The organism is Nocardia sp. NPDC003963 (assembly GCF_053605105.1).
The window spans coordinates 29,840-50,512 of the sequence record NZ_JBSGIP010000007.1 but is presented as its reverse complement, the minus strand read 5'-3'; the positions used below and the strand labels follow the sequence as shown (position 1 = coordinate 50,512).

Sequence of the window (20,673 nt, the reverse complement as noted above, 5' to 3'; positions counted from 1 at the left end):
TCACGGCCACGGGTGCAATCTACCCGGGTGCGCCTGTGGCGCGTTCCCGTGACCGGGGCAGCCGGGCGACCCGGTCGGCCACGGCGGCACCGTGATCGCGGCGGACGATGTGCAGGCACAGGTCGATTCCTGTTCCTGTCACGGGGTCCGCGGCGGAATCACGGGTGCGATCACCGGGCACCACCACCGAAGGTGGTGGAAACAACCCCTACCAGGTGGACAGGGAGTAGATTGCGGCCAACATATCGCCGCAGTCAGCGGCGCAACAGTGAAGGCGGACACGGGCGAACACAGATCCTCCAGACGGTGTTCGAGTGGTACTCGAGCACTTTTTCGGTCGGAGGGGTGCGTTCACCACCTTTTTGTGCGCGAGGGGGGACTTGAACCCCCACGTCCGTGGACACCAGAACCTAAATCTGGCGCGTCTGCCAATTCCGCCACTCGCGCTTGATGGTACGACCGTCCAAACTCTACCGGTCGCGCGCCGGATCGCGAAGACGCGGTCGGCGTTTTGTACTCGCCGGTAACCCCACCTGGGATTATAACGATTGCATAACTGCCAATATGAGGAGTGCTCACGTTTCGCGGGGGTGAGGATGGTCCCTCACCAGCGGGTTCAAACATGAGGGAGGTTCATGTTTCCTTCGATTCTGGTACAGGGGTGCACGAATACTCGCCGGTAGGGGTCGCACGGGCAAGGAAACGTGAGGATTCCCTCATGATTTTGTGCCATTCTCGCTGAGAGCAGGCCGACGGGCGTGGACCGCCCGCGCGCGGACTGGGAGCCGGGGAAGTCTCCGAAGACATGTCGCCACGAGAGAAAGTCGAAGCGTCTTGACGATCAACGAGAGCACTGCGTCCGGAGCCGGACACCGGGTGGATTCGGCCGCGGGCGGGAACGTGACCGAGACGAATCGCACGCCGCTGCTGGACCGGCTGCGGGAGGGGGCGCCGTACGCGCTCGCCTTCGGTGGGCAGGGTGCCAGCTGGCTGGGCGAGCTGGCCGAGATCGGTCGTGACGCCGCTCTGGAGCCCGACCTCACCGCACTGGTCAACGACGCGGCCACCCTGCTGGAGCCCGTCGCGGACCAGCTGCTGACGGTGCGGCCCGTGGGATTCGACCCCGTCGCCTGGATGCTCGAGGACGATCTCGCCGACGACGAGACCGATACCTCGGACGCGCCGCCGGAACGCGTGCTGCGGTCGGCCGCGGTATCCATGCCGGGTGTGCTGCTGACCCAGCTGGCCGCCTTGCGCGCGCTGCGGTTGCAGGGGCTGGATCCGGCCGAGATCGCACCGGTGGCGGTGGTCGGCCATTCACAGGGACTGCTGGCTGCCGCCGCGGTGCGGGCGGCCGGGGAGCGGGACGCGGAGATTCTCGCGATCGCCCAGCTGGTCGGCGCCGCTGCCGGACTGGTCGCGCGGCGGCGTGGACTCATGCCGGTCGGGGATCGGTCGTCCATGGTCGCGGTCTCCAATGTCGACCCCGACGAACTGCGCGCCGTGCTCGCCGAGATCTCGGCCGGGGTGGACCCGATGGCGGCCGCGGTGCTGTCGATCCGTAACGGGCGGCGCCGGGTGGTGCTGTCCGGTACCCCCGACCAGTTGCGCCGGGTGCAGCAGCGCTGTGCGCAGCTGCACGCCGAGCAGGACCGCGAGCGTTCGGCCAAACAGCGCGGCGGGGCGGTGTTCGCCCCGGTCTTCGAGGATCTCGAGATCGATGTCGCGTTCCATCACCCGGCGCTCTCCGATACCGTCGAACTGGTCTCCGGCTGGGCCGGGCAGTGCGAACTCGATACCGAACTCGCCGGACAGCTGGCACGCGACATCCTGGTCGAGCCCGTGGACTGGGTGGCGACCGTGGACGAAGTGGTGACCACCGGCGCGGAGTGGATCCTGGACCTCGGTCCCGGCGATCTGCTCTCCCGGGTCAGCGGAAATTCGCTGAAGGGCAGCGGTGTCGGCATCATCGCGGCGGCCACCCGGGCCGGCCAGCGCAGTCTGCTGACCCCGGGCGCCACCCCGGAGGTCGCGCAGCCGTGGACCGCGTTCGCGCCGCGTCCGGTGCGGTTGCCCAACGGCCGCATCGTGGTGGAGACCGCGTTCACCAAGCTCACCGGACGCTCGCCCGTGCTGCTGGCGGGGATGACCCCGACCACGGTGGACGCGAAGATCGTCGCGGCCGCGGCCAATGCCGGGCACTGGGCGGAACTGGCCGGTGGCGGTCAGGTGACCGAGCAGATCTTCGCCGACCGCGTCGCGGATCTGCAGAAACTGCTGCACCCGGGACGGCAGGTGCAGTTCAATTCGCTGTTCCTGGACCCGTACCTGTGGAAACTGCAGCTGGGCGGTAAGCGGCTGGTTCAGCGGGCACGCGCGGCGGGCGCTCCGTTCGACGGTGTGATCGTCACCGCCGGTATCCCGGAGCTCGAGGAAGCCGTCGCGCTGATCGAGGAGCTGACCGAGGCGGGGATCAGCCACGTCGCGTTCAAACCGGGCACGGTCGCGCAGATCCGCGCGGTGCTCCGGATCGCCGACGCGGTGCCGGACTACCCGGTGATCGTGCACATCGAGGGTGGTAAGGCCGGTGGGCACCATTCCTGGGAGGACCTCGACGATCTCCTGCTCGAAACCTATGCCGAACTGCGCACCCACGGAAACGTCGTGGTCTGTGTCGGCGGTGGGATCGGCACCCCGGAGCGGGCCACCGAATACCTGACGGGTGCCTGGTCGGCGCCGCACGGTTACCCGGCCATGCCGCTGGACGGTGTGCTGGTGGGCACCGCGGCGATGGCCGCGCTGGAGGCCACCACCGCGCCCGAGGTGAAACAGCTGCTGGTCGATACACCCGGCACCCCCGACTGGGTGGGCGCCGGTACCGCGAACGGCGGGATGGCCTCGGGCCGTAGCCAGCTGGGTGCCGATATCCACGAGATCGACAACGCGGCCTCGCGTACCGGTCGCCTGCTCGACGATGTGGCCGGCGACGCCGACGCGGTGGCCGAGCGCCGCGCCGAGATCATCGCCGCGTTGAACGCGACCGCCAAGCCGTACTTCGGCGATGTGGCGACCATGACCTACCTGGCCTGGCTCGAACGCTATGTGGACCTCGCGATCGGGCAGGAACGCCGTCAGGACTTCGATTGCGGTAGCGATCTGGGGGATGCGATCGCCGCGGCGACGCAGACGGTGTGGCTGGACATCAGCTGGCGGGACCGGTTCGCCGAGATGCTGCGCCGTGCCGAGGCCCGGCTCGCGCCGGCCGACCGCGGCGAGATCGACTCGCTGTTCCGCGACGAGGATCTGGAAGATCCGGCTGCCGCGCTCGCCGCCTTGAGCGAGCGCTACCCCGCGGCGGCGCAGACCGTGCTGCACCCCGCGGATGTGCCGTTCTTCGTCACTCTGTGCAAAACCCCGGGCAAGCCGGTCAATTTCGTGCCGGTGGTGGACCAGGACGTGCGGCGCTGGTGGCGCTCGGATTCGCTGTGGCAGGCCCATGATCCGCGGTACTCCGCCGATCAGGTCTGCGTCATCCCGGGCACCGTCTCGGTCGCCGGGATCACCCGGGTGGACGAGCCGGTCGGTGAACTGCTGGACCGGTTCGAACAGGACACCGCCTACACACTGGTCCGCGACGGCGTGGCGCCGACCGCGGTCGACGCCCGCCGGGTCGCGGCGGTGACCAGCGGCCCGATCGATATCGTGCTGGCCGCGCCGGACGTGAACTGGTCGGGCCGGGCGACCGTGAACCCGGTGCACCGGCTCGGTGATCTGCAGGAGTGGACGGTGGACGAGAAGGGTGCGGTGCACCCGCCGACCGGAGCCACCCTCGTCGAAACCGACGGTCCCGAGCCCGAGCACAGCTACGTGGAACTCACCGTTCCGCTGTACGCGGGACAGGTGGTGCGTATCCGCATCACGGTGCCGGTGACGGTGTACAACGGCGGCGCGCCGGTGGTGACCGAAGCCGATGCCGATGTGGCCATGTCCGCATTGCTGGGCGTGGCCGCCGGACAGGCGCTGCCCGAGGTGAAGGGCACTGTCGCGCACCTCAATCTGGCCTGGACGCCGGATCTGGTCGCCGATCACGGCGGGGTCACCGGGGCCGGGCTGCCCGCGAACCTGAGCACCCTGGGCCGCACCGTACCGGACGTGCTGGTGGGTGCCTGCTGGCCCGCGGTGTTCGCGGTGCTCGGCGCGGCGCGTACCGGGGCCGACACCAGCGTTATCGAGGGCATGCTGGATCTGGTGCACCTCGACCATCGGATCGAGCTGCTGCGCGAACTCCCCGACGAGACCAGCATTCTCGTCGTGCGGGCCGAATCCGGCTCGGTGATCGATACCGACCTCGGCCGAGTGGTCGAGGTGGAGGTCACCGTCGGTGAGATGCGTGACCAGGGCCTGGACGTGGTGCCGCTGGCCCGGCTGGCCGAACGATTCGCGATCCGCGGCCGCACCGGCGCGGGCGAACTGACCGATCCGCCGCGGGCCGCGGGCACGGTGAGCGGCGACGCCACCGAGACCCCGCGCCGCCGGCGCCGCGATGTCACCATGGTCGCGCCCCGGAGCATGGCCGCGTTCGCCGCGGTCTCCGGTGACCACAACCCCATCCACACCAGTGATGCCGCAGCGAAGCTCGCGGGCCTGGGCAGCCCGATCGTGCACGGGATGTGGCTGTCGGCCGCCGCGCAGCACGCGGTCTCGGCGGTGGATCCGCAGGCGACCGTGCCGGCGCGCACCCTGACCGCGTGGACCACCCGGTTCCTCGGCATGGTGCGGCCGGGCGCCGATATCGATGTGCGGGTGGAACGGATCGCGGTCGACGCGGGTGACGAGATCGTCGAGGTCTCCTGCCGTGCCGGTGGGGATCTGGTGATGACCGCGACCGGCCGGACCGCCGCGCCGAAGACCGTCTACGCGTTCCCGGGCCAGGGCATCCAGCGCAAGGGGATGGGCCTGGACGCGCGGTCGCGCTCCAAGGCGGCCAAGGCCATCTGGGATCGGGCCGATAAGCACACCAGGGAGGTGTTGGGCTTCTCCATCCTGGCCGTGGTGCGGGACAATCCGACCTATCTGAGGGCGCGCGGCGTCGAGCACCGGCACCCGGACGGTGTTCTGCATCTGACCCAGTTCACCCAGGTCGCCATGGCGACCCTCGGTGTCGCGCAGGTCGCGGAGCTCCGCGAAGCCGGTGCGTTCGTGGAGGGTTCGCTGCTGGCCGGGCATTCGGTGGGTGAATACAACGCCCTGGCCGCCGTGGCCGGTGTGCTGCCGCTCGAGGCCGTCCTCGAGGTGGTGTTCCAGCGTGGTTCGGCCATGCACGAACTGGTCCCGCGTGACGCGCAGGGCCGCAGCGACTACCGGATGGCCGCGATCCGTCCCTCGCAGATCGGGCTGCCCGACGACGAGGTGATCGCGTTCGTCTCCGGAGTCGGCGCGCAGGCCGGGGAATTCCTGGAAGTGGTGAACCTGAACCTGCGGGGTTCGCAGTACGCCATCGCGGGTACCGTCGCCGGCCTGGAAGCGCTGGAGGCCGAGATCGAACGCCGCCGCGAGGAATTCGGCGGTAAGCGGGCCTTCATCCTGGTCCCGGGTATCGATGTCCCGTTCCATTCGACCGTGCTGCGCAAGGGTGTTCCGGAGTTCCGGGGCAAACTCGAGCAGCTGCTGCCCGAGGAACTGCAGCCGGAGGTACTGGTCGGGCGCTACATCCCGAACCTGGTGCCGAAGCCGTTCTCGCTGGAGCGTGAGTTCGTCGCCGAGATCGCCGATCTGGTGCCGTCCGAACCGCTCGCCGCCGTGCTCGCCGAATTCGACTCCTGGGCGCAGCGTCCGAGCGAACTGTGCCGCGTAGTGCTGATCGAGCTGCTGGCCTGGCAGTTCGCCAGCCCGGTGCGCTGGATCGAAACCCAGGATCTGCTGTTCGGCGATCTGGACGTGGAACGTTTCGTGGAGGTCGGCCTGGGCGCCACCCCCACCGTGGCGAACCTGGCGAGCCAGACCCTGAAACTGCCCGATTTCGCCACCACCACGGTGGAGGTGCTCAATATCGAGCGCGAGGCGGCGGTGGTGTACTCCACCGATACCGATCCGGCTCCGGTGGACGAGCCGGTGGAGGAGGTCGCCGAGGCGCCCGCCGCCGCGGCCGCCCCGGCTGCCGCACCCGCGGCTCCGGCGCCCGCCGCGTCCGGCGGCCCGCGGCCCGACGACATCACCTTCACCGCGGCCGACGCGACCCGGGTGCTGATCGCGCTGTGGACCAAACTCCGTATCGACCAGATCGGTCCGGTGGATACGATCGAGGGCCTCTGCGACGGCGTGTCCTCGCGCCGTAACCAGCTGCTCGTCGACCTCGGATCCGAACTGTCCCTGGGCGCGATCGACGGCGCGGCCGATGCCGATATGGGCGCCCTCTCGGCGACCGTGGAACGTCTCGCCCGCACCTACAAGCCGTTCGGTTCGGTGCTCAGCGATTCGATCAACGACCATCTGCGCAAGGTCTTCGGACCGTCCGGTAAACGGCCGGCCGCGATCGCGGAACGCGTGAAGAAGGTCTGGGAACTGGGTGACGGCTGGGCCAGCCACATCACCGCCGAGGTCTCGCTCGGTACTCGCGAGGGCACCAGCGTGCGCGGTGGTGACCTGGGCGGTCTGGTCGCCGGTGCGCTCACCGACGCGGCATCCGTGGATGCCGCGATCGACGCCGCCGTGCAGTCGGTGGCGGCCCGGCGCGGGGTGGCGGTATCGCTGCCCTCGGCCGGTGGGTCCGGTGGCGGCACCGTGGATGCCGCGGCGCTCGGCGAGTTCACCGAGCAGATCACCGGTAAGGACGGTGTGCTGGCTTCGGCTGCCCGCCTGGTGCTGGAACAGCTCGGCCTGAGCGAGCAGACCTCCGCGCCGGAGGCCACCGAGGACGGTCTGGTCGATCTGGTGTCCGCCGAACTGGGTTCGGACTGGCCGCGACTGGTCGCCCCCGCATTCGATGCCCGCAAGGCGGTGCTCATCGACGACCGGTGGGCCAGCGCGCGGGAGGATCTGGCCCGGCTGTGGTTGGACGACGACGCCGCGACCGCGCAGCTGCCGGTCACCGGATTCGCCGGTGCGGGTGAAGCGGTCGCCGCGCAGGCCGACTGGTGGCGGCAGCGGGCCGTGCACGAAGCGCGTTCGGTGCTCGCCGGACACTACGAGCGGATCACCACGGCGGCGCGCGACGACGCCGAAGCCGGCGAATGGTCCGCGGAGATCGCGGTGATCACCGGTGCGAGCAAGGGTTCCATCGCGGCCGCGCTGGCCGGCCGGTTGCTCGGTGGCGGGGCGACCGTGGTGGTCACCACCTCGCGGCTGGACGACACCCGGCTCGGCTTCTACCGCGACCTCTACCGCGCCAACGCCCGCCACGGTGCGGCGCTGTGGGTGGTTCCGGTGAATATGGCCTCCTACACCGATATCGACGCGCTCATCGAGTGGGTCGGTACCGAGCAGGTGGACAATGCTGGTGGCGCCAAGATCAAGACCAAGGACGCGCTGACCCCCACCCTGCTGCTGCCGTTCGCGGCGCCGCGGGTCTCCGGCTACCTCTCCGACGCGGGTGCCCGCGCCGAGATGGAGATGCGGGTGCTGCTGTGGTCGGTCGAGCGGCTGATCGGTGGTCTGTCCACGCTGGGCGCGGACCACGATGTCGACGCGAAACTGCATGTGGTGCTGCCGGGTTCGCCCAACCGCGGTCTGTTCGGCGGTGACGGCGCCTACGGTGAGGCCAAGGCCGCGCTGGACGCCGTGGTCGCCAAGTGGCGGGCCGAGAAGTCGTGGTCGAGCCGGGTCACCCTGGTGCACGCGCTGATCGGCTGGGTCCGGGGTACCGGGCTCATGGGCCACAACGATCCCATGGTCGACGCGGTCGAGCAGGCCGGTGTGCAGACCTGGTCCACCACCGAGATCGCCGACGAGCTGCTGAAATGGGCGACCGCCCAGGCCCGCGAGATCACCGCGACCGCTCCGCAGCAGGTCGATCTCACCGGCGGGCTGGCCGAGGCCGATCTGGACCTGGCCGCGCTGGCGAAGCAGGCCCAGGAGGCCGCGGATGCCGAGGAGCCCGCGGTGTCCGATGAGCAGGGTGCGCCGCGGATCGCCGCGCTGCCCGCGCCGCCGGCGCTGAGCTCGGCGCTGCCCGTCCCCGAATGGGGCGCGGTGACCGCCGATCTCGCCGATATGGTCGTTATCGTCGGCGCCGGTGAAATCGGACCGTACGGATCCGCGCGGACCCGGTTCGAGATGGAGGTCTCCGACGAACTGTCGGCGGGCGGTGTCCTGGAACTCGCCTGGACCACCGGCATGGTGACCTGGGAGAACGATCCGAAGCCGGGCTGGTACGACGCCGAATCCGGCGATCTCGTACCGGAGCACGAACTGGCCGAGCGCTACCACGACGCGGTCGTCGAGCGGTGCGGTATCCGCCGCTACGCCGATGACGGTGCCATGATCGACAACAGCAGCCCGCTGATGACATCGGTGTTCCTGGACCAGGATCTGTCCTTCACGGTCGGCGGCGAAGCCGAGGCGCGGGCCTTCTACGCGGCCGGCCCCGAGCACACTGTGATCACCCCGGTCGCCGATTCCGGCGACTGGACCGTGACCCGTAAGGCCGGCACCGAGATCCGGGTGCCGCGCCGGGCGAACCTGTCGCGGACCGTGGGTGGCCAGATCCCGACCGGCTGGGACCCCACCGTGTGGGGTATCTCCGCGGATATGGCGTCCTCGATCGACCGGGTCGCGCTGTGGAACATCGCCTGCACCGTGGACGCGTTCGTCGGATCCGGTTTCAGCCCGACGGAGCTGATGAGCTGGGTGCATCCGAGTCTGGTGGCCAATACCCAGGGCACCGGTATGGGCGGTATGTCGTCGATGCGGTCGCTCTACGTCGACAATCTGCTCGGCGAACCGCGGCCCAACGACATCCTGCAGGAGGCGCTGCCCAACGTGGCGCTGGCGCATGTGGTGCAGTCCTACGTCGGCAGCTACGGCGCCATGGTGCATCCGGTCGCGGCGTGCGCCACCGCCGCGGTATCGGTGGAAGAGGGCGTCGACAAGATCAAGCTCGGTAAGGCCGAGGTGGTCGTGGCCGGTGGCTTCGACGATCTGGGTATCGAGGGCATCGTCGGCTTCGGCGATATGTCGGCCACCGCGGATTCGGCGGCGATGAGTGCCAAGGGTATCGGCGACCGCTACTTCTCCCGGGCCAACGACCGCCGCCGCGGCGGGTTCGTGGAATCGCAGGGTGGTGGCACCGTACTGCTGGCCCGCGGTGACGTCGCGCTCGAACTGGGTCTGCCGGTGCTCGGCGTGGTCGCCTACGCCCAGTCCTTCGCCGACGGCGTGCACACCTCCATTCCGGCGCCCGGCCTGGGTGCCCTGGGGGCGGGCCGGGGTGGCCGGGAATCCCGGTTCGCCGCGGAACTGCGCAAACTCGGTGTGGGCCCGGACGATATCGCGGTGGTGTCCAAGCACGACACCTCCACCGCGGCCAACGATCCGAACGAATCCGAACTGCACGAGCGGTTGGCCACGGCCGTCGGCCGCTCGACGGGCGCACCGTTGTTCGTGGTCTCGCAGAAGAGCCTGACCGGGCACGCCAAGGGTGGTGCCGCCGCGTTCCAGCTGATCGGCCTGTGCCAGGTGCTGGAAAACGGTGTGGTGCCGCCGAACCGGAGCCTGGACTGCGTGGACGAGAAGATGGCGGACTACCCGCATCTGGTCTGGGTGCGCGAGGCGTTGCGCTTCGGCGATCGGTTCCCGCTCAAGGCCGGTCTGGTCACCTCGCTCGGCTTCGGGCATGTGTCCGGCCTGCTCGCGATCGTCCATCCCGAGGCGTTCGTCCAGGCGATCGAACCGGAGCGGCGTGCGGAGTACCAGCGCCGGGCGCAGGAACGCCTGCTCGCGGGCCGGCAGCGGATCGTCGAGGCCATGTGCGGTGGCGCGGCGCTCTACGAGCGTCCGGCCGACCGGCGGCTCGGTGGCGACGGCACTCCGGCGGCACGGGTGCGCGGTCTCGAAGCCGAGATGCTGCTGTCCGAGGACGCCCGGCTCGGTGCCGGCGGGGTCTACCAGGTCGACGGAGCCGGTTGTGAGACCGGACAGTTCATCGGTGGCGGTGCCGATACCGCCGGTACACCGTAGGCTGCGCGACTGTGACCATCCTCGGAATCGGCTTGGACCTGGTGACCATCTCCGAGTTCGCCGAACAACTGGACCGTGCCGGAACGACCATGCTCAGGGAGAGTTTCACCGCCGGTGAGCGGCGCTACTGCCAGAGCAAGGCCACCGATCCGGCCCGTAGTTACGCGGCGCGGTGGGCGGCGAAGGAGGCGGTGCTCAAGGCCTGGGCATCGTCCCGCTTCGCTCGCCGCCCGCAGATCGGGGACAACCCGTATCCACTGATCGAGGTCGTCAACGACGCCTGGGGCCGGCCGAGCATCAAATTGCACGGCCTGGCCGCGGAATTCCTGCCGCGGGTGCGGGTGCACCTGTCGCTCACCCACGACGGTGATACGGCGGCCGCGATGGTGGTGCTGGAGGACCCGGGCGAACTGGCCGACCTGATCGACGGACGGCCCCCGGAGAACTGAGTGAGAACGACGAACGGCCCGGAACCCCGTTCCGTGGCTTTTCTCGTGCCCGCACCTTCTCCGAATCGGCTTGCTGGGCGGCAGATTTGCCCGGATCCCGGCCTCTGATAAGTGAGGGTTGGAAGCAGGATTCGGCGGCCGCTCACCCAGAGCCAGAAGCGGGGGCACCCGAGCGATACCGGGCCGCTCCCCACCCTCCGCGATGGAACAGCATCGGCATGCTAGGTTCGGTGCCAATTCCGCGTCGGACAGGGGAGTCATGGGCGTCACACGTGTACAGGTCGCACCGGCGAAACCGCGGACTGCGAGTGCCTTACGCGACGCCGGACCGGGTGAGGAATTCGCCGACGACTTGACTGTGAGCGGTGTCCGGTACACGGGGACTGATGTCGGCCTCGAGGGCGGAGAAGCCATTGCGATAAGCGCGTCGGAATTCTCCGGAGCGAGGATCGTCGGCACGCTCGCTCGGACCACGTTCGATAGCTGCCGGTTCGACTCATGCGACCTGTCGAACCTGCGCGCGGACGAGACGTCGCTTCTGGAGTCGGAGATTACACAGTCAAGGCTGACCGGCCTATCGCTGAGCGATGGTGTACTGCGGGATGTGACCGTGGATGATACTCGCGCCGACCTGGCGTCATTCCGCGGCAGCAAGTTCCAGAAGGTCGTTTTCACCGGCTGCAATCTGGCGGGCGCGGACTTCCAGAGAGTCAGGTTCCGCAGTGTCCGGTTCGAGGGATGCGACCTCACCGGCGCGCAATTCTCGCAGGCGAATATCGAGCACAACACGGTGTTCGTGGACTGTCGACTGATAGACGTGCGCGGGGTGCGCGGGTTGAAAGGCGCACAGGTACGCGGTGACGACCTGCTCGGGCTGGCGGGGAGCTTGGCCCGAGAGGTCGGCATAGACGTGTCCTGGTGACTCAGGCCGCGACTGCGTAGGTAGAGAACCTGTCGCCGGAAATCGACTCCTCGACGTAATCCCAATCGAGGGTGAACGCGAACTCTGCAAGCTGGTGCACGAGCAGCTGACCGTAAGGGGTGAACAGGTCCCGCTTATTGCTCAAACCGTCGCAGCACTCCCGCAGCGACCCCGCGAACTTGTCGACCAGTTCTGTCTCGCCACGCTGATGCTGCATCCACATCAGCGGCACTGCGACGACAGCCGAATGGAAGGCGCGATCGAGGGGCCGGAGCTGACCGAATCAGATCTCGGAAGACAGGTTGTGCAGGTTCCGCCGCGGACACTCCTTGCGTCGGCAGTAGACAATTTCCGGGCTGTACGGGCGTGCCTGTCGGAGCGGCAAGCCACCTACAACCAGATACGGCTGGTGCGTGTGGCGGGCCGCCTGTCCAATGTGGTGGGCGAGATCCTGTTCAACGACGGATATTTCGACGAGGCACGTCACTGGTACATGACGGCGATGCACGCCTTTCAGGACATCGGCGACCGTAAATCGGAGGACATTGCCCTGGCTGGGCTGTCCTACCTGCCGACGTACAGCGCCGACCCGGTCGGGGCTCTGGCTGTGCTGTCCCCCCGGCTGGATCAGAAGCCGACATCGGGCGCCGCGGCGGCGTGGTTGTGGGGTATGGCTGCCAGAGCACATGCAGTGATGGGTGACGAGGACGAGTTCCGGCGGTGTATTGCCACTGCTGCGACCGCCCTGGACAGCGCGAGCCCTGACGAGATCGAGCTGGGGATCTTCTCCTTCCGGCCGGAGAAGTTGGCGTTTTACGAAGCGGTCGGCCATTCCCTTTTCGGACGCTCCGATCAGACATCCGTCGCAGCTCACCGGGCGCTGTCCATGTACGACCCCACAGAGACCACCGAACCTTGCCTGGTTCGCCTGGAATACGCATCCGCCCTGCTCGCAACTGGCGAGGTGGACGAGGCATGCGCGGTCGCGACGCGAGCTGTCACCAGCGACCGAACTTATCTGGCGACCAGTGTCATAGGTCGAGCACGGCGGTTCGACGCGGACCTACGAGGGGTAAACAGTCGGGCTGTATCCGCGTGGCGGGAGCAGGCTCGGCCAGCATTGGAAGCGGTGAAGGCGTGAACGAACGCGGCCTACTGGAGGAGTACGTCGCCGGCGGAAAGCTCATGCAGCTATCCACGGTATACGCGGACGGAACTCCGCGCGTGTGCAACGTCTGGTATCTCGCTGCGTTCGGCCCGGACCGGTTGTGGTTCTTATCGCGCCAAGATCGCGAGCACTCGCAGAACATCCGCCGCAATCCCGCAATAGCCGGCGCAATTGTCGATATTCCGTTGTACGAACTCGGGCAGACTGCGCGCGGTGTGTCGTTTTCGGGTCGCGCGGTGGAACTGCCCGGCGAGGGGATCGAGGAACGGGCGCAGGCATTCGGTGTGCGTTGGCCGAATGCGGCTCCCACTCTGGATGCTATGCCGGAGGGCGCGTCGCGCTTGTACGAGATCTCTGTCACCGAATGGGTGTTGTTCGACGAGGAGAACTACCGGGGCGATCCGCGCCGGGTTATTCCTGGACGATGACCGGGAGCGGCAGCTCGTCGGTCTCCCGCCCGCCCGCTCCGGGCCGTATCTCGTTCCGGGACCGGCAGCGTATTGGAAAGCTTCGCCGTACTTCCGGTTGCGAAGCCGGGGTATTACCGCGGATGCGGTGGTGCCGGACTGGTGGCGGGTCAGCGTTGGCTGGCGGTGCGGGATTCCTTCTCCGCGACCAGGAGGTAGGCCACCATGAGCCGTTTGAGTTCGGCGACCGCGTCGGCGTGACTCTGTTCGTCCTGTACCGAGAAGTTCATCATCGAATACACCACGTGCACCAGGACCTCGGCCATCATGGTGCGCCGGGCCCGCGGTGTCCGCGGCGTGAGCGGTCGCAGCATCTGCGAGACGACCTCGGCGAACTCCTTTTCGTGGATGGCGCCGGTTGCCCGGGTGGACGGGGTGGACTGCATGGCCAGCCACACCTCGCGGCGGGAGGGGTCGGTCATCCACAGGCTGGCCAGGTGGTCGACGAACTGGTTCATATGTCGTAACCAGTCCAGCGACGGGATCTCGCCGTGGAAATCGGCCAGTTCCTGTGAGACGGCCACCAGGTCCTGCCGGTTCAGTTCACAGACGATCACATATTTGTTGGCGAAGAACTGGTACAGGGTGCCGATGGGTACTTCCGCGCGGGCGGCGACCTCTTCACAGGTGAACGATTCGAAACCGACTTCCACCAGCAGTTCGCGTGAGGCCTGCAGTAGTGCGTCGAATTTGCGCTTACTGCGTTCCTGAGTCGGACGCCGGCGCGGCATCAGCTCCTGCGGGTCGTCCTGGAGTTCCAGCGCAGGGTCCGGACGCCGTTTGGCCCTGGCCTCCGTCCGTACGTTCACCTGTCCCAGGCTAGCGGTTGGGGGAAACCCGTGGTGCAGAGTGTGGAACTGTGACGGCGAGTCTGTCATGTCTCACCACGGAAATACCGCCGATCCGGGCCGCGCAACACTGCGCGCGAGCGCCCGGACCGGTCGGAATCGCCGTCAGCGGCGGGTGCGTCGCCGGAACAGGATCAGGGCGGTGAAGTAGGACACCACGGCGATACCACCCCACCAGGCGAGCGCGAGGACGGCGCTGTGGCCGATCGGAGTACCGACCAGGAGCCCGCGCAGGGTTTCGATCACCGGTGTCACCGGCTGGTGTTCGGCGAATCCGCGCAGCCAGGTCGGCATGGTCTCCGGGGGGACGAACGCGCTGCTGATGTAGGGGATGAACATCGCGAAGATGGTGAATCCGTTGGCGGCCTCCGGGCTACTGGCGATCAGTCCGAAACAGGCCGACATCCACGACAGCGCCAGCACCACCAGGGCGAGCACTCCGGCCGCGGCGAGCCAGCGCAGCGGGTCGGCGGTGGGCCGGAAGCCGATGGCCAGCGCGACGCCGATCACGATCGCGGTGGCCGCCATATTGCGTAGCAGGCTTTCGGTGATGTGACCGGTGAGGAAGGCCGACCGGCTGATGGCCATGCTGTGGAAGCGGTCCACGATGCCCTCGGTGATATCGACCGAGACACCGACCGCGGTGGTCGAGGCGCCGAAACTGGCGCACAGCAGGATGATTCCGGGCACCACGTAGTCGACGAAGGCGCTGTCGCCGACGTTCATGGCGCCACCGAAGACGTAGACGAACATCAGCAGGATCATGATCGGCAGGGCGAGCGTGCTGATCAGCGAGTCCGGGCTGCGCAGGGTGTGGCGGATATTTCGGGCGGTCATGGTGGCCGCGTCCTGGGCGGTACCGGCGAGTGTGGTCACGCGCGTGGCTTTCTGTGCGATATCGGGTGGGTCAGGAGGCTGCCGGGAGCGGTTCGGCGGGCCGGCTGGTGAGAGCGAAGAACACATCGTCGAGATCCGGCGTGTGTACGCCGAGTTCCTCGACAGTGAGGTCGAGTTCGGTGAACTCGTCGAGCAGATGTTTGAGATGGGCGACCGAGCCGTCGGAGGGGATCTGCAGGGTGAGTTCGTCCGGGTCGGTCTCGGGGTGGCCGGTGACCCGGGCCGCGGCCGCCAGATCCGCGCGGTCGGCGAACCGGAAGAGGATATGGCCACCGGGGGTCAGGCGTTTGAGTTCGGCCGGGGTGCCGTCCGCGACGATCCGGCCCTCGTGCAGAACCGCGATCCGGTCGGCCAGCTGATCGGCCTCTTCGAGGTACTGGGTGGTGAGGAAGACGGTGACACCGTCGGTCACCAGTTCCCGGATCACCGTCCACAGTTCGCGGCGGCTACGCGGATCGAGGCCGGTGGTGGGTTCGTCGAAGAAGACCACCTCCGGGCGTCCCATCAGGCTCATGGCCAGATCGAGACGCCGGCTCATCCCGCCGGAATAGGTGCTCGCGGGACGGTTCGCCGCCGCGGCGAGATCGAAGCGTTCGAGTAGTTCGGTGGTGCGGCGCCGGGTTTCGGCTCGGCCCAGGTGCAGCAGACGGCCGACCATATGCAGATTCTCGGTACCGGTGAGCACCTTGTCGAGGGCGGCGTGCTGGCCGGTCACCCCGATGGCGGCGCGTACCCGGTCGGCTTCGCGGACCACATCGTGCCCGGCGACCCGGGCGGTGCCGGCGTCCGGGTCGGTCAGCGTCGCGAGGATACGCACCACCGTGGTTTTCCCGGCGCCATTGGGCCCGAGCAGGGAGAACACCGACCCGCGGGCGATATCGAGGTCGATGCCGGCGAGTACGCGGTGCTCGCCGAAGGTTTTGCCGAGTCCGGTGAGGGAGATGGCGGGAAGGGCGGTCATGGTCGTTCGACTCCGTTCCAGGAACTGTATGCAACATAAACTGTATATGGCATATATTCTGCTTAAAGAGTACACAGTTCAAGGCGGGGCGCAAGACCCGCGCGGGACCAGGTATAGGAATGGAGATGCCGGCGCCGGAAGCCACGACGCCCGCGCCCGGACCTCCGGGCACAGCCATCAGGACGGAAGAGGTCGATAAGGATGTCGAGCGCAGCAGGCCCCGGGCCGGACCGGCAGCAGCGACCGGCCGGGGAGACCGCCTCCGGCCCGAATGCGGCGCGGCCGGCCGGCGACGAACGGCCGCTGCCGAAATCAGTCGAGCTGATGTGGGGTCTCACGCCCGCGGGCACCCGCGGGCCCCGCCGTGGCCTGAGTCTGGAACAGATCGTCGATGCCGCGATCGAACTGGCCGACGAAGACGGTTTCGCCGCGCTGTCGATGAACAAGGTCGCCGAACGACTCGGCTTCACTGCGATGTCGCTCTACCGCTATGTCGACAGCAAGGCGACCCTCCTGGAGGTCGCGTTCGACCGAGTCGTCGGGACACCGCCCGTTATCGCGCCGGGCACTCCCTGGCGGGCGGCGCTGGAGCAATGGGCGCACGAGGAATACCGGTTGATCAGCCGGCACCCGGGCTGGCTCGGCGCGCCGATGAGTGCGCCGCCGCTCGGGCCCAACAATATGGCCTGGCTGGAGTCCGGGCTGGCCGCGCTGGGGCAGACCCGCGTGCCCGAGCCCATGAAACTACAGCTGGTGATGAATCTGTCGCTCTACGTGATCGGCCGAGCTCGGCTCGCGGTCGAAATCGATGCCGGCAACGAGGAATCCGAAGGGGACTGGGCGATCATCGACCGGGTCCTGGATCCGGAACGTTTTCCCGCGCTCACGACGGCCGTACGCGCCCAGGCATTCGAACAGGACCAGGATTCGTGGGGTGATCTGTTCTTCGACAACGGGCTGACGCTGCTGCTGGACGGCTACGAGCGACTCATCGCGTCCTACGAGTGACCACCCGGGGCGCGCCCGGGTGGTATCGGCTCATACCGACAGATCGCGGCGCAGTTTCGCGACATGTCCGGTGGCGCGCACGTTGTACTGCGCCACTTCGATTCTGCCCGCGGCGTCGACCAGGAAGGTCGAGCGGATGACACCGGTCACCTTCTTGCCGTACATGGTCTTCTCGCCGAACGCGCCCCATTCGGTGAGCACCGCGCGGTCCGGGTCGGACAGCAGCGGAAAGTTCAGCTTCTCCGCGTCGCGGAATTTGGCGAGCTTCGCGGGCTTGTCGGGGGAGATACCGATCACCTCGAGGCCCGCGGAGTTCAGTTCGCCGAGGCTGTCGCGGAAATCGCAGGCCTGTTTCGTACAGCCGGGTGTGCTCGCGGCCGGGTAGAAGTACACCACGACCTTGCGGCCGCGATAGCCGGCGAGCGAGACCTCGTTGCCGTCGGCGTCGGGGAGAGTGAAATCGGGTGCCGGGTCGCCGGGGGAGAGTCGCTGGTTGTCGGTCACCCTCGCTACCGTATCCGAACCGATCGGCTCCCGAATCCGGATGCGCGAGGTGGCACGCCACTGATCCGGGCGGGGCGGGGGCGATGCGGTAGCGGTCGTCGTGAGCGCGGATACACTCGAGCCCGAACCCCGGCGCGATCCGGTGACAACGCGGTCCGGGGGTGATCATCGGCCGCCTACGAGCGCGGCAGACCAGTTACAGGAGGCATGAAGTGGCGAAGGATACCGAGCGGATCGAGCAGGAGATCGAGGCCGCGCGGGAGCGGTTGGCCGGCACCCTGGACGAGATCGCCGTACGGGCCGATCCGCAGCGGATCGCCGAGGGAACCAAACAGCTGGCGCTGGCCAAGGTGAACGAGCCGAAGGTGAAGTACACCCTGATCGGTGTGGGTGTCCTGGCGGTGGGCGCGCTGCTGTTCAAGATCCTGCGCTGATCCGGGTACCGGCCCGGAATACAGAACACCCGGTGACGGAAAACTCTGTCACCGGGTGTTCGTGCGCAGTAACCGTGGATCAGACGGTGGGGCAAGCGAACCCGTCGCCGTCCGGATCCAGGTGGGGGCCGAAACCGGGCTCACCGCGGAAGATCGGCGCCCGGCCCGCGGCGCGTGCTTCGTCACAGTTCTTGAAGGCACCGCCGGCCGAACCGGTCTGCGTCAGCTGCGCCGATCCGGTGGCACCCAGGACGGCGTCGGCCGCGGAGGAACCGGTGCCCGCCAGGGAGGGCAGCGGGAGTCCGATCGGTCCGGCGCTCGCGGTGGCGGGAGCGGCCAGAAGGGTCAGCCCCGCGGCGGCGGCGCTGACATAGAGCTGGCGTACGTTCATGAATTCCTCTATGTCTGCTGGGGAGTGGATCTGCGTTCGACAAGAGAACGCGCGGCTCCCACTGTTCTAAGGGCCGGGTCGATTGTCAACTCGTATGGCCTGGATAAGACAGGAGAAAATGGGCACCCGGTTGGGTACTCCCCGGATGCTGTGACGCACCACGACGCAGTGGCGAAGCTCTCGCGCAGTACGGGGAGGTTTCGCCGGAGACAACACATTGTGATAGGGATGCATGCTATGTCCGAGGCTCGTACTCCGCTGCTGTTACTCGACCCACACCGGGCCGGCCGGAGAAAGCGATAGGTCGGGGAAAGCAGTTGTTGCGAATCAAGGACAGTGACGTCGCTGGTGGCCCATCCGCGCCACCCCCGGCCGCCGCGGCGCGTTCGGCCGATTACCGGCTGGATCTGGACGGCCTCCGCGGTATAGCGATCGCGCTCGTCGTCGCCTTCCACGTCTGGTACGGCAAGGTTTCCGGCGGTGTCGACATCTTCCTGGTGCTGTCGGGCTTCTTCTACACCGGCATGCTCCTGCGTCAGGTGGAACGGACCGGCTCGGTGGGGCTGCGGCAGACGGCGGTACGGACCGCGCGGCGCCTGCTCCCCGCGCTGATGGTGGTACTGGCCGTGGTGGCGGTGGTCACCGTGCTGACCCGGCCGTACTCGACCTGGGGCAATATGTCCGGTCAGACGATCGCCACCGCCTTCTACTACCAGAACTGGTATCTGGCCGGCGCCGCGGAAAGCTATCTGGCCGCGGACCCCTCGGTCAGCCCGCTCCAGCACATGTGGTCGATGGCCGTCCAGGGCCAGTTCTATCTCGCCATCGCCGTGCTGCTGGCCGTGGTGGGCTGGGTGTGCACCCGGCTGGGCCGGATCTCGGCGGTCCGTCCGACCATCGTGGTGCTGGCACTGGTACTGGGTACCGGTTCCTTCGTCTACGCCGCCGTGTGGATGACGAAATCGCAGGAATGGACCTACTACGACAGCGGCGCCCGCGCCTGGGAGTTGCTGACCGGTGCGCTGCTGGCCGCGGTGCTCCCGTGGGTGCGGATCACCGCGAGCCGGGTCGCGCGCGTCGTGCTCACCGTGCTGGCATCGGCCGGACTCGCGGCGGTGCTGGTCTGCGGGCTGCTCTTCGACGGCGCCCGCCAGTTCCCGGGCCCGGCCGCGTTGTTCCCGGTGGGCGCGGCGGTGCTGCTGATCGTCGCGGGTGTCCGGACCGAGAGCGGCTGGCGGTCGGTCGTATCGCGGCTGCTCGCCTCCCGCCCGATGGTCGAACTGGGTTCGATCGCCTATTCGCTGTACCTGTGGCACTGGCCGCTGCTCATCTACTACCTGGTGCAGACCGGTAAACCGCATGCCGGGCTCAGCGGTGGACTCATGGTCATCGCGGTATCGCTGGTGCTGGCGGTGCTGACCAACAAATTCGTCGAGGAGCCGCTGCGTCTGCGCTCCGGGCGCACGATCGTGACACCGGTGTGGCAGCGCCGTATCCCCGCTGTGGCGGTGAGTGTGGTCGGGATGCTCGTACTCGGCTCCTGCATCTCGTGGCAGGTGGTGATGGCGCGCACACCGTCGCAACCGGTGGAAGCGTTGCCGGTGAACGAATATCCGGGTGCCGAGGCGCTGTTCGCCGGGGCGGCGGTGCCGACGGCGAAACTGCGACCGTCCATCCTCGAGGCGTCGAACGATCTACCGGCGCCCACCCGCGACGGCTGTATCTCCGACTGGTTCAACAAGGAAATCGTCACCTGCACCTACGGCGATCCGAACGGCTCGCGCACCATCGCCATGGTCGGCAATTCGCACGCCGAGCACTGGATGCCCGCTATGGACGCGCTGGCCCAGGTACACGACATCAAGGTCGTCGTCTATCTGAAGATGGGGTGTTCGCTGAATATCCGCGACGACGCGCAGTACCGCGGCCTGGATATCTCGGATTGCCGTGACTGGTCCCGGCAGGTCATCGATACGCTCGCCGCCGACCCGCCGGATTGGGTGTTCACCACCGCTACCGCGCCCGTCTGGCCCAGTGGTGGCGATGTGGTCCCGGCCGAGTACCTGGATGTGTGGGCAGCGCTGGCCGAACGGAATCTGAATGTGCTGGCCATCCGCGATACGCCCTGGTTGCGCAGCCCCACCGGGATCCGCTACAGCGCGGTGGACTGTCTGGCCGCCGGTGGTGACAGCGATACCTGCGGAATGCAGCGAGCGACCGCGCTGGCGCCGGTGAACCCCGCGCTGGTGCACGCGGCCGCGTTCCCCAATATGCGGCTGCTGGACCTCACCGATTCCGTCTGCGGGCCCCAGATCTGCCGGGTGGTCGAGGGCAACGTGCTCGTCTACCACGACGAGCACCATCTCAGCGCCAGCTACGCCCGCACCCTGGCCCCCGAGCTGGAGCGTCAGATCGGCACGTCCACCGGCTGGTGGTGAGTACCGGGCCGGT

The 20,673-nt window shown here is 67.9% G+C and carries 13 protein-coding genes and 1 tRNA gene; 8 read left to right on the top strand and 6 right to left on the bottom strand.

Annotated elements, in window-relative coordinates; all coding sequences use genetic code 11:
- Positions 1 to 365: 365 nt before the first annotated feature.
- Positions 366 to 447 (bottom strand) — tRNA-Leu (locus tag ACWEWT_RS15900).
- A 387-nt stretch (positions 448 to 834) separates the two neighbouring features.
- Here ACWEWT_RS15900 and ACWEWT_RS15895 point away from each other — a divergent pair.
- The 5 genes from ACWEWT_RS15895 to ACWEWT_RS15875 all read left to right on the top strand — a co-directional run bounded on the left by ACWEWT_RS15895 (position 835) and on the right by ACWEWT_RS15875 (position 13,140).
- Positions 835 to 10,173 carry a fatty acid synthase subunit beta domain-containing protein gene (locus ACWEWT_RS15895; protein ID WP_452559558.1) on the top strand — a complete coding sequence of 3,113 codons (9,339 nt, stop codon included), beginning with the start codon at positions 835 to 837 and terminating at the stop codon, positions 10,171 to 10,173.
- Between the two features lie 11 nt (positions 10,174 to 10,184).
- Entirely contained in the window at positions 10,185 to 10,622 is a 438-nt protein-coding gene (acpS, locus tag ACWEWT_RS15890; RefSeq protein ID WP_452559556.1) for a holo-ACP synthase AcpS, read from the top strand.
- A gap of 259 nt (positions 10,623 to 10,881) precedes the next feature.
- Positions 10,882 to 11,544: a pentapeptide repeat-containing protein gene (locus ACWEWT_RS15885; RefSeq protein WP_452559555.1), complete on the top strand. Its 663-nt coding sequence runs from the start codon at positions 10,882 to 10,884 to the stop codon at positions 11,542 to 11,544.
- A 94-nt stretch (positions 11,545 to 11,638) separates the two neighbouring features.
- Positions 11,639 to 12,685 carry a hypothetical protein gene (locus ACWEWT_RS15880; protein WP_452559553.1) on the top strand — a complete coding sequence of 349 codons (1,047 nt, stop codon included), beginning with the start codon at positions 11,639 to 11,641 and terminating at the stop codon, positions 12,683 to 12,685.
- Positions 12,682 to 13,140, top strand: coding sequence for a pyridoxamine 5'-phosphate oxidase family protein (locus ACWEWT_RS15875; RefSeq protein ID WP_452559551.1), 459 nt, complete (start codon positions 12,682 to 12,684; stop codon positions 13,138 to 13,140). The genes ACWEWT_RS15880 and ACWEWT_RS15875 overlap by 4 nt, the downstream gene beginning before the upstream one ends.
- 149 nt (positions 13,141 to 13,289) lie before the next feature.
- Here the strand turns inward: ACWEWT_RS15875 and ACWEWT_RS15870 are convergent, their stop codons facing one another.
- The 3 genes from ACWEWT_RS15870 to ACWEWT_RS15860 all read right to left on the bottom strand — a co-directional run bounded on the left by ACWEWT_RS15870 (position 13,290) and on the right by ACWEWT_RS15860 (position 15,885).
- Complete coding sequence (locus ACWEWT_RS15870) at positions 13,290 to 13,910, bottom strand: TetR/AcrR family transcriptional regulator (RefSeq protein ID WP_328398787.1); 621 nt, start codon at positions 13,908 to 13,910, stop codon at positions 13,290 to 13,292.
- A 222-nt stretch (positions 13,911 to 14,132) separates the two neighbouring features.
- The gene (locus tag ACWEWT_RS15865) at positions 14,133 to 14,864 is read right to left on the bottom strand and encodes an ABC transporter permease (protein ID WP_452559816.1); all 732 of its coding nucleotides are present in this window, start codon (positions 14,862 to 14,864) and stop codon (positions 14,133 to 14,135) included.
- 70 nt (positions 14,865 to 14,934) lie between these two features.
- Positions 14,935 to 15,885: an ATP-binding cassette domain-containing protein gene (locus ACWEWT_RS15860; RefSeq protein WP_452559549.1), complete on the bottom strand. Its 951-nt coding sequence runs from the start codon at positions 15,883 to 15,885 to the stop codon at positions 14,935 to 14,937.
- A 201-nt stretch (positions 15,886 to 16,086) separates the two neighbouring features.
- Here ACWEWT_RS15860 and ACWEWT_RS15855 point away from each other — a divergent pair, with 201 nt between their 5' ends.
- On the top strand, positions 16,087 to 16,893 hold the full coding sequence (locus ACWEWT_RS15855; protein WP_452559547.1) for a TetR/AcrR family transcriptional regulator: 807 nt from the start codon (positions 16,087 to 16,089) through the stop codon (positions 16,891 to 16,893).
- Between the two features lie 30 nt (positions 16,894 to 16,923).
- Here the strand turns inward: ACWEWT_RS15855 and bcp are convergent, their stop codons facing one another.
- The gene (gene bcp / locus ACWEWT_RS15850; RefSeq protein ID WP_452559545.1) at positions 16,924 to 17,397 is read right to left on the bottom strand and encodes a thioredoxin-dependent thiol peroxidase; all 474 of its coding nucleotides are present in this window, start codon (positions 17,395 to 17,397) and stop codon (positions 16,924 to 16,926) included.
- A gap of 212 nt (positions 17,398 to 17,609) precedes the next feature.
- Between bcp and ACWEWT_RS15845 the strand changes: the two genes are divergently transcribed.
- Positions 17,610 to 17,831: a DUF3618 domain-containing protein gene (locus ACWEWT_RS15845; protein ID WP_058855232.1), complete on the top strand. Its 222-nt coding sequence runs from the start codon at positions 17,610 to 17,612 to the stop codon at positions 17,829 to 17,831.
- A gap of 79 nt (positions 17,832 to 17,910) precedes the next feature.
- On the opposite strand, the gene ACWEWT_RS15840 is transcribed toward ACWEWT_RS15845, so the two are convergent.
- Complete coding sequence (locus tag ACWEWT_RS15840) at positions 17,911 to 18,222, bottom strand: excalibur calcium-binding domain-containing protein (RefSeq protein WP_452559543.1); 312 nt, start codon at positions 18,220 to 18,222, stop codon at positions 17,911 to 17,913.
- A 317-nt stretch (positions 18,223 to 18,539) separates the two neighbouring features.
- On the opposite strand from ACWEWT_RS15840, the gene ACWEWT_RS15835 reads away from it, so the two are divergent.
- Positions 18,540 to 20,660 (top strand): acyltransferase family protein, encoded by a 2,121-nt coding sequence (locus tag ACWEWT_RS15835; protein WP_452559542.1) that lies wholly within the window; start codon positions 18,540 to 18,542, stop codon positions 20,658 to 20,660.
- Positions 20,661 to 20,673: the final 13 nt, after the last annotated feature.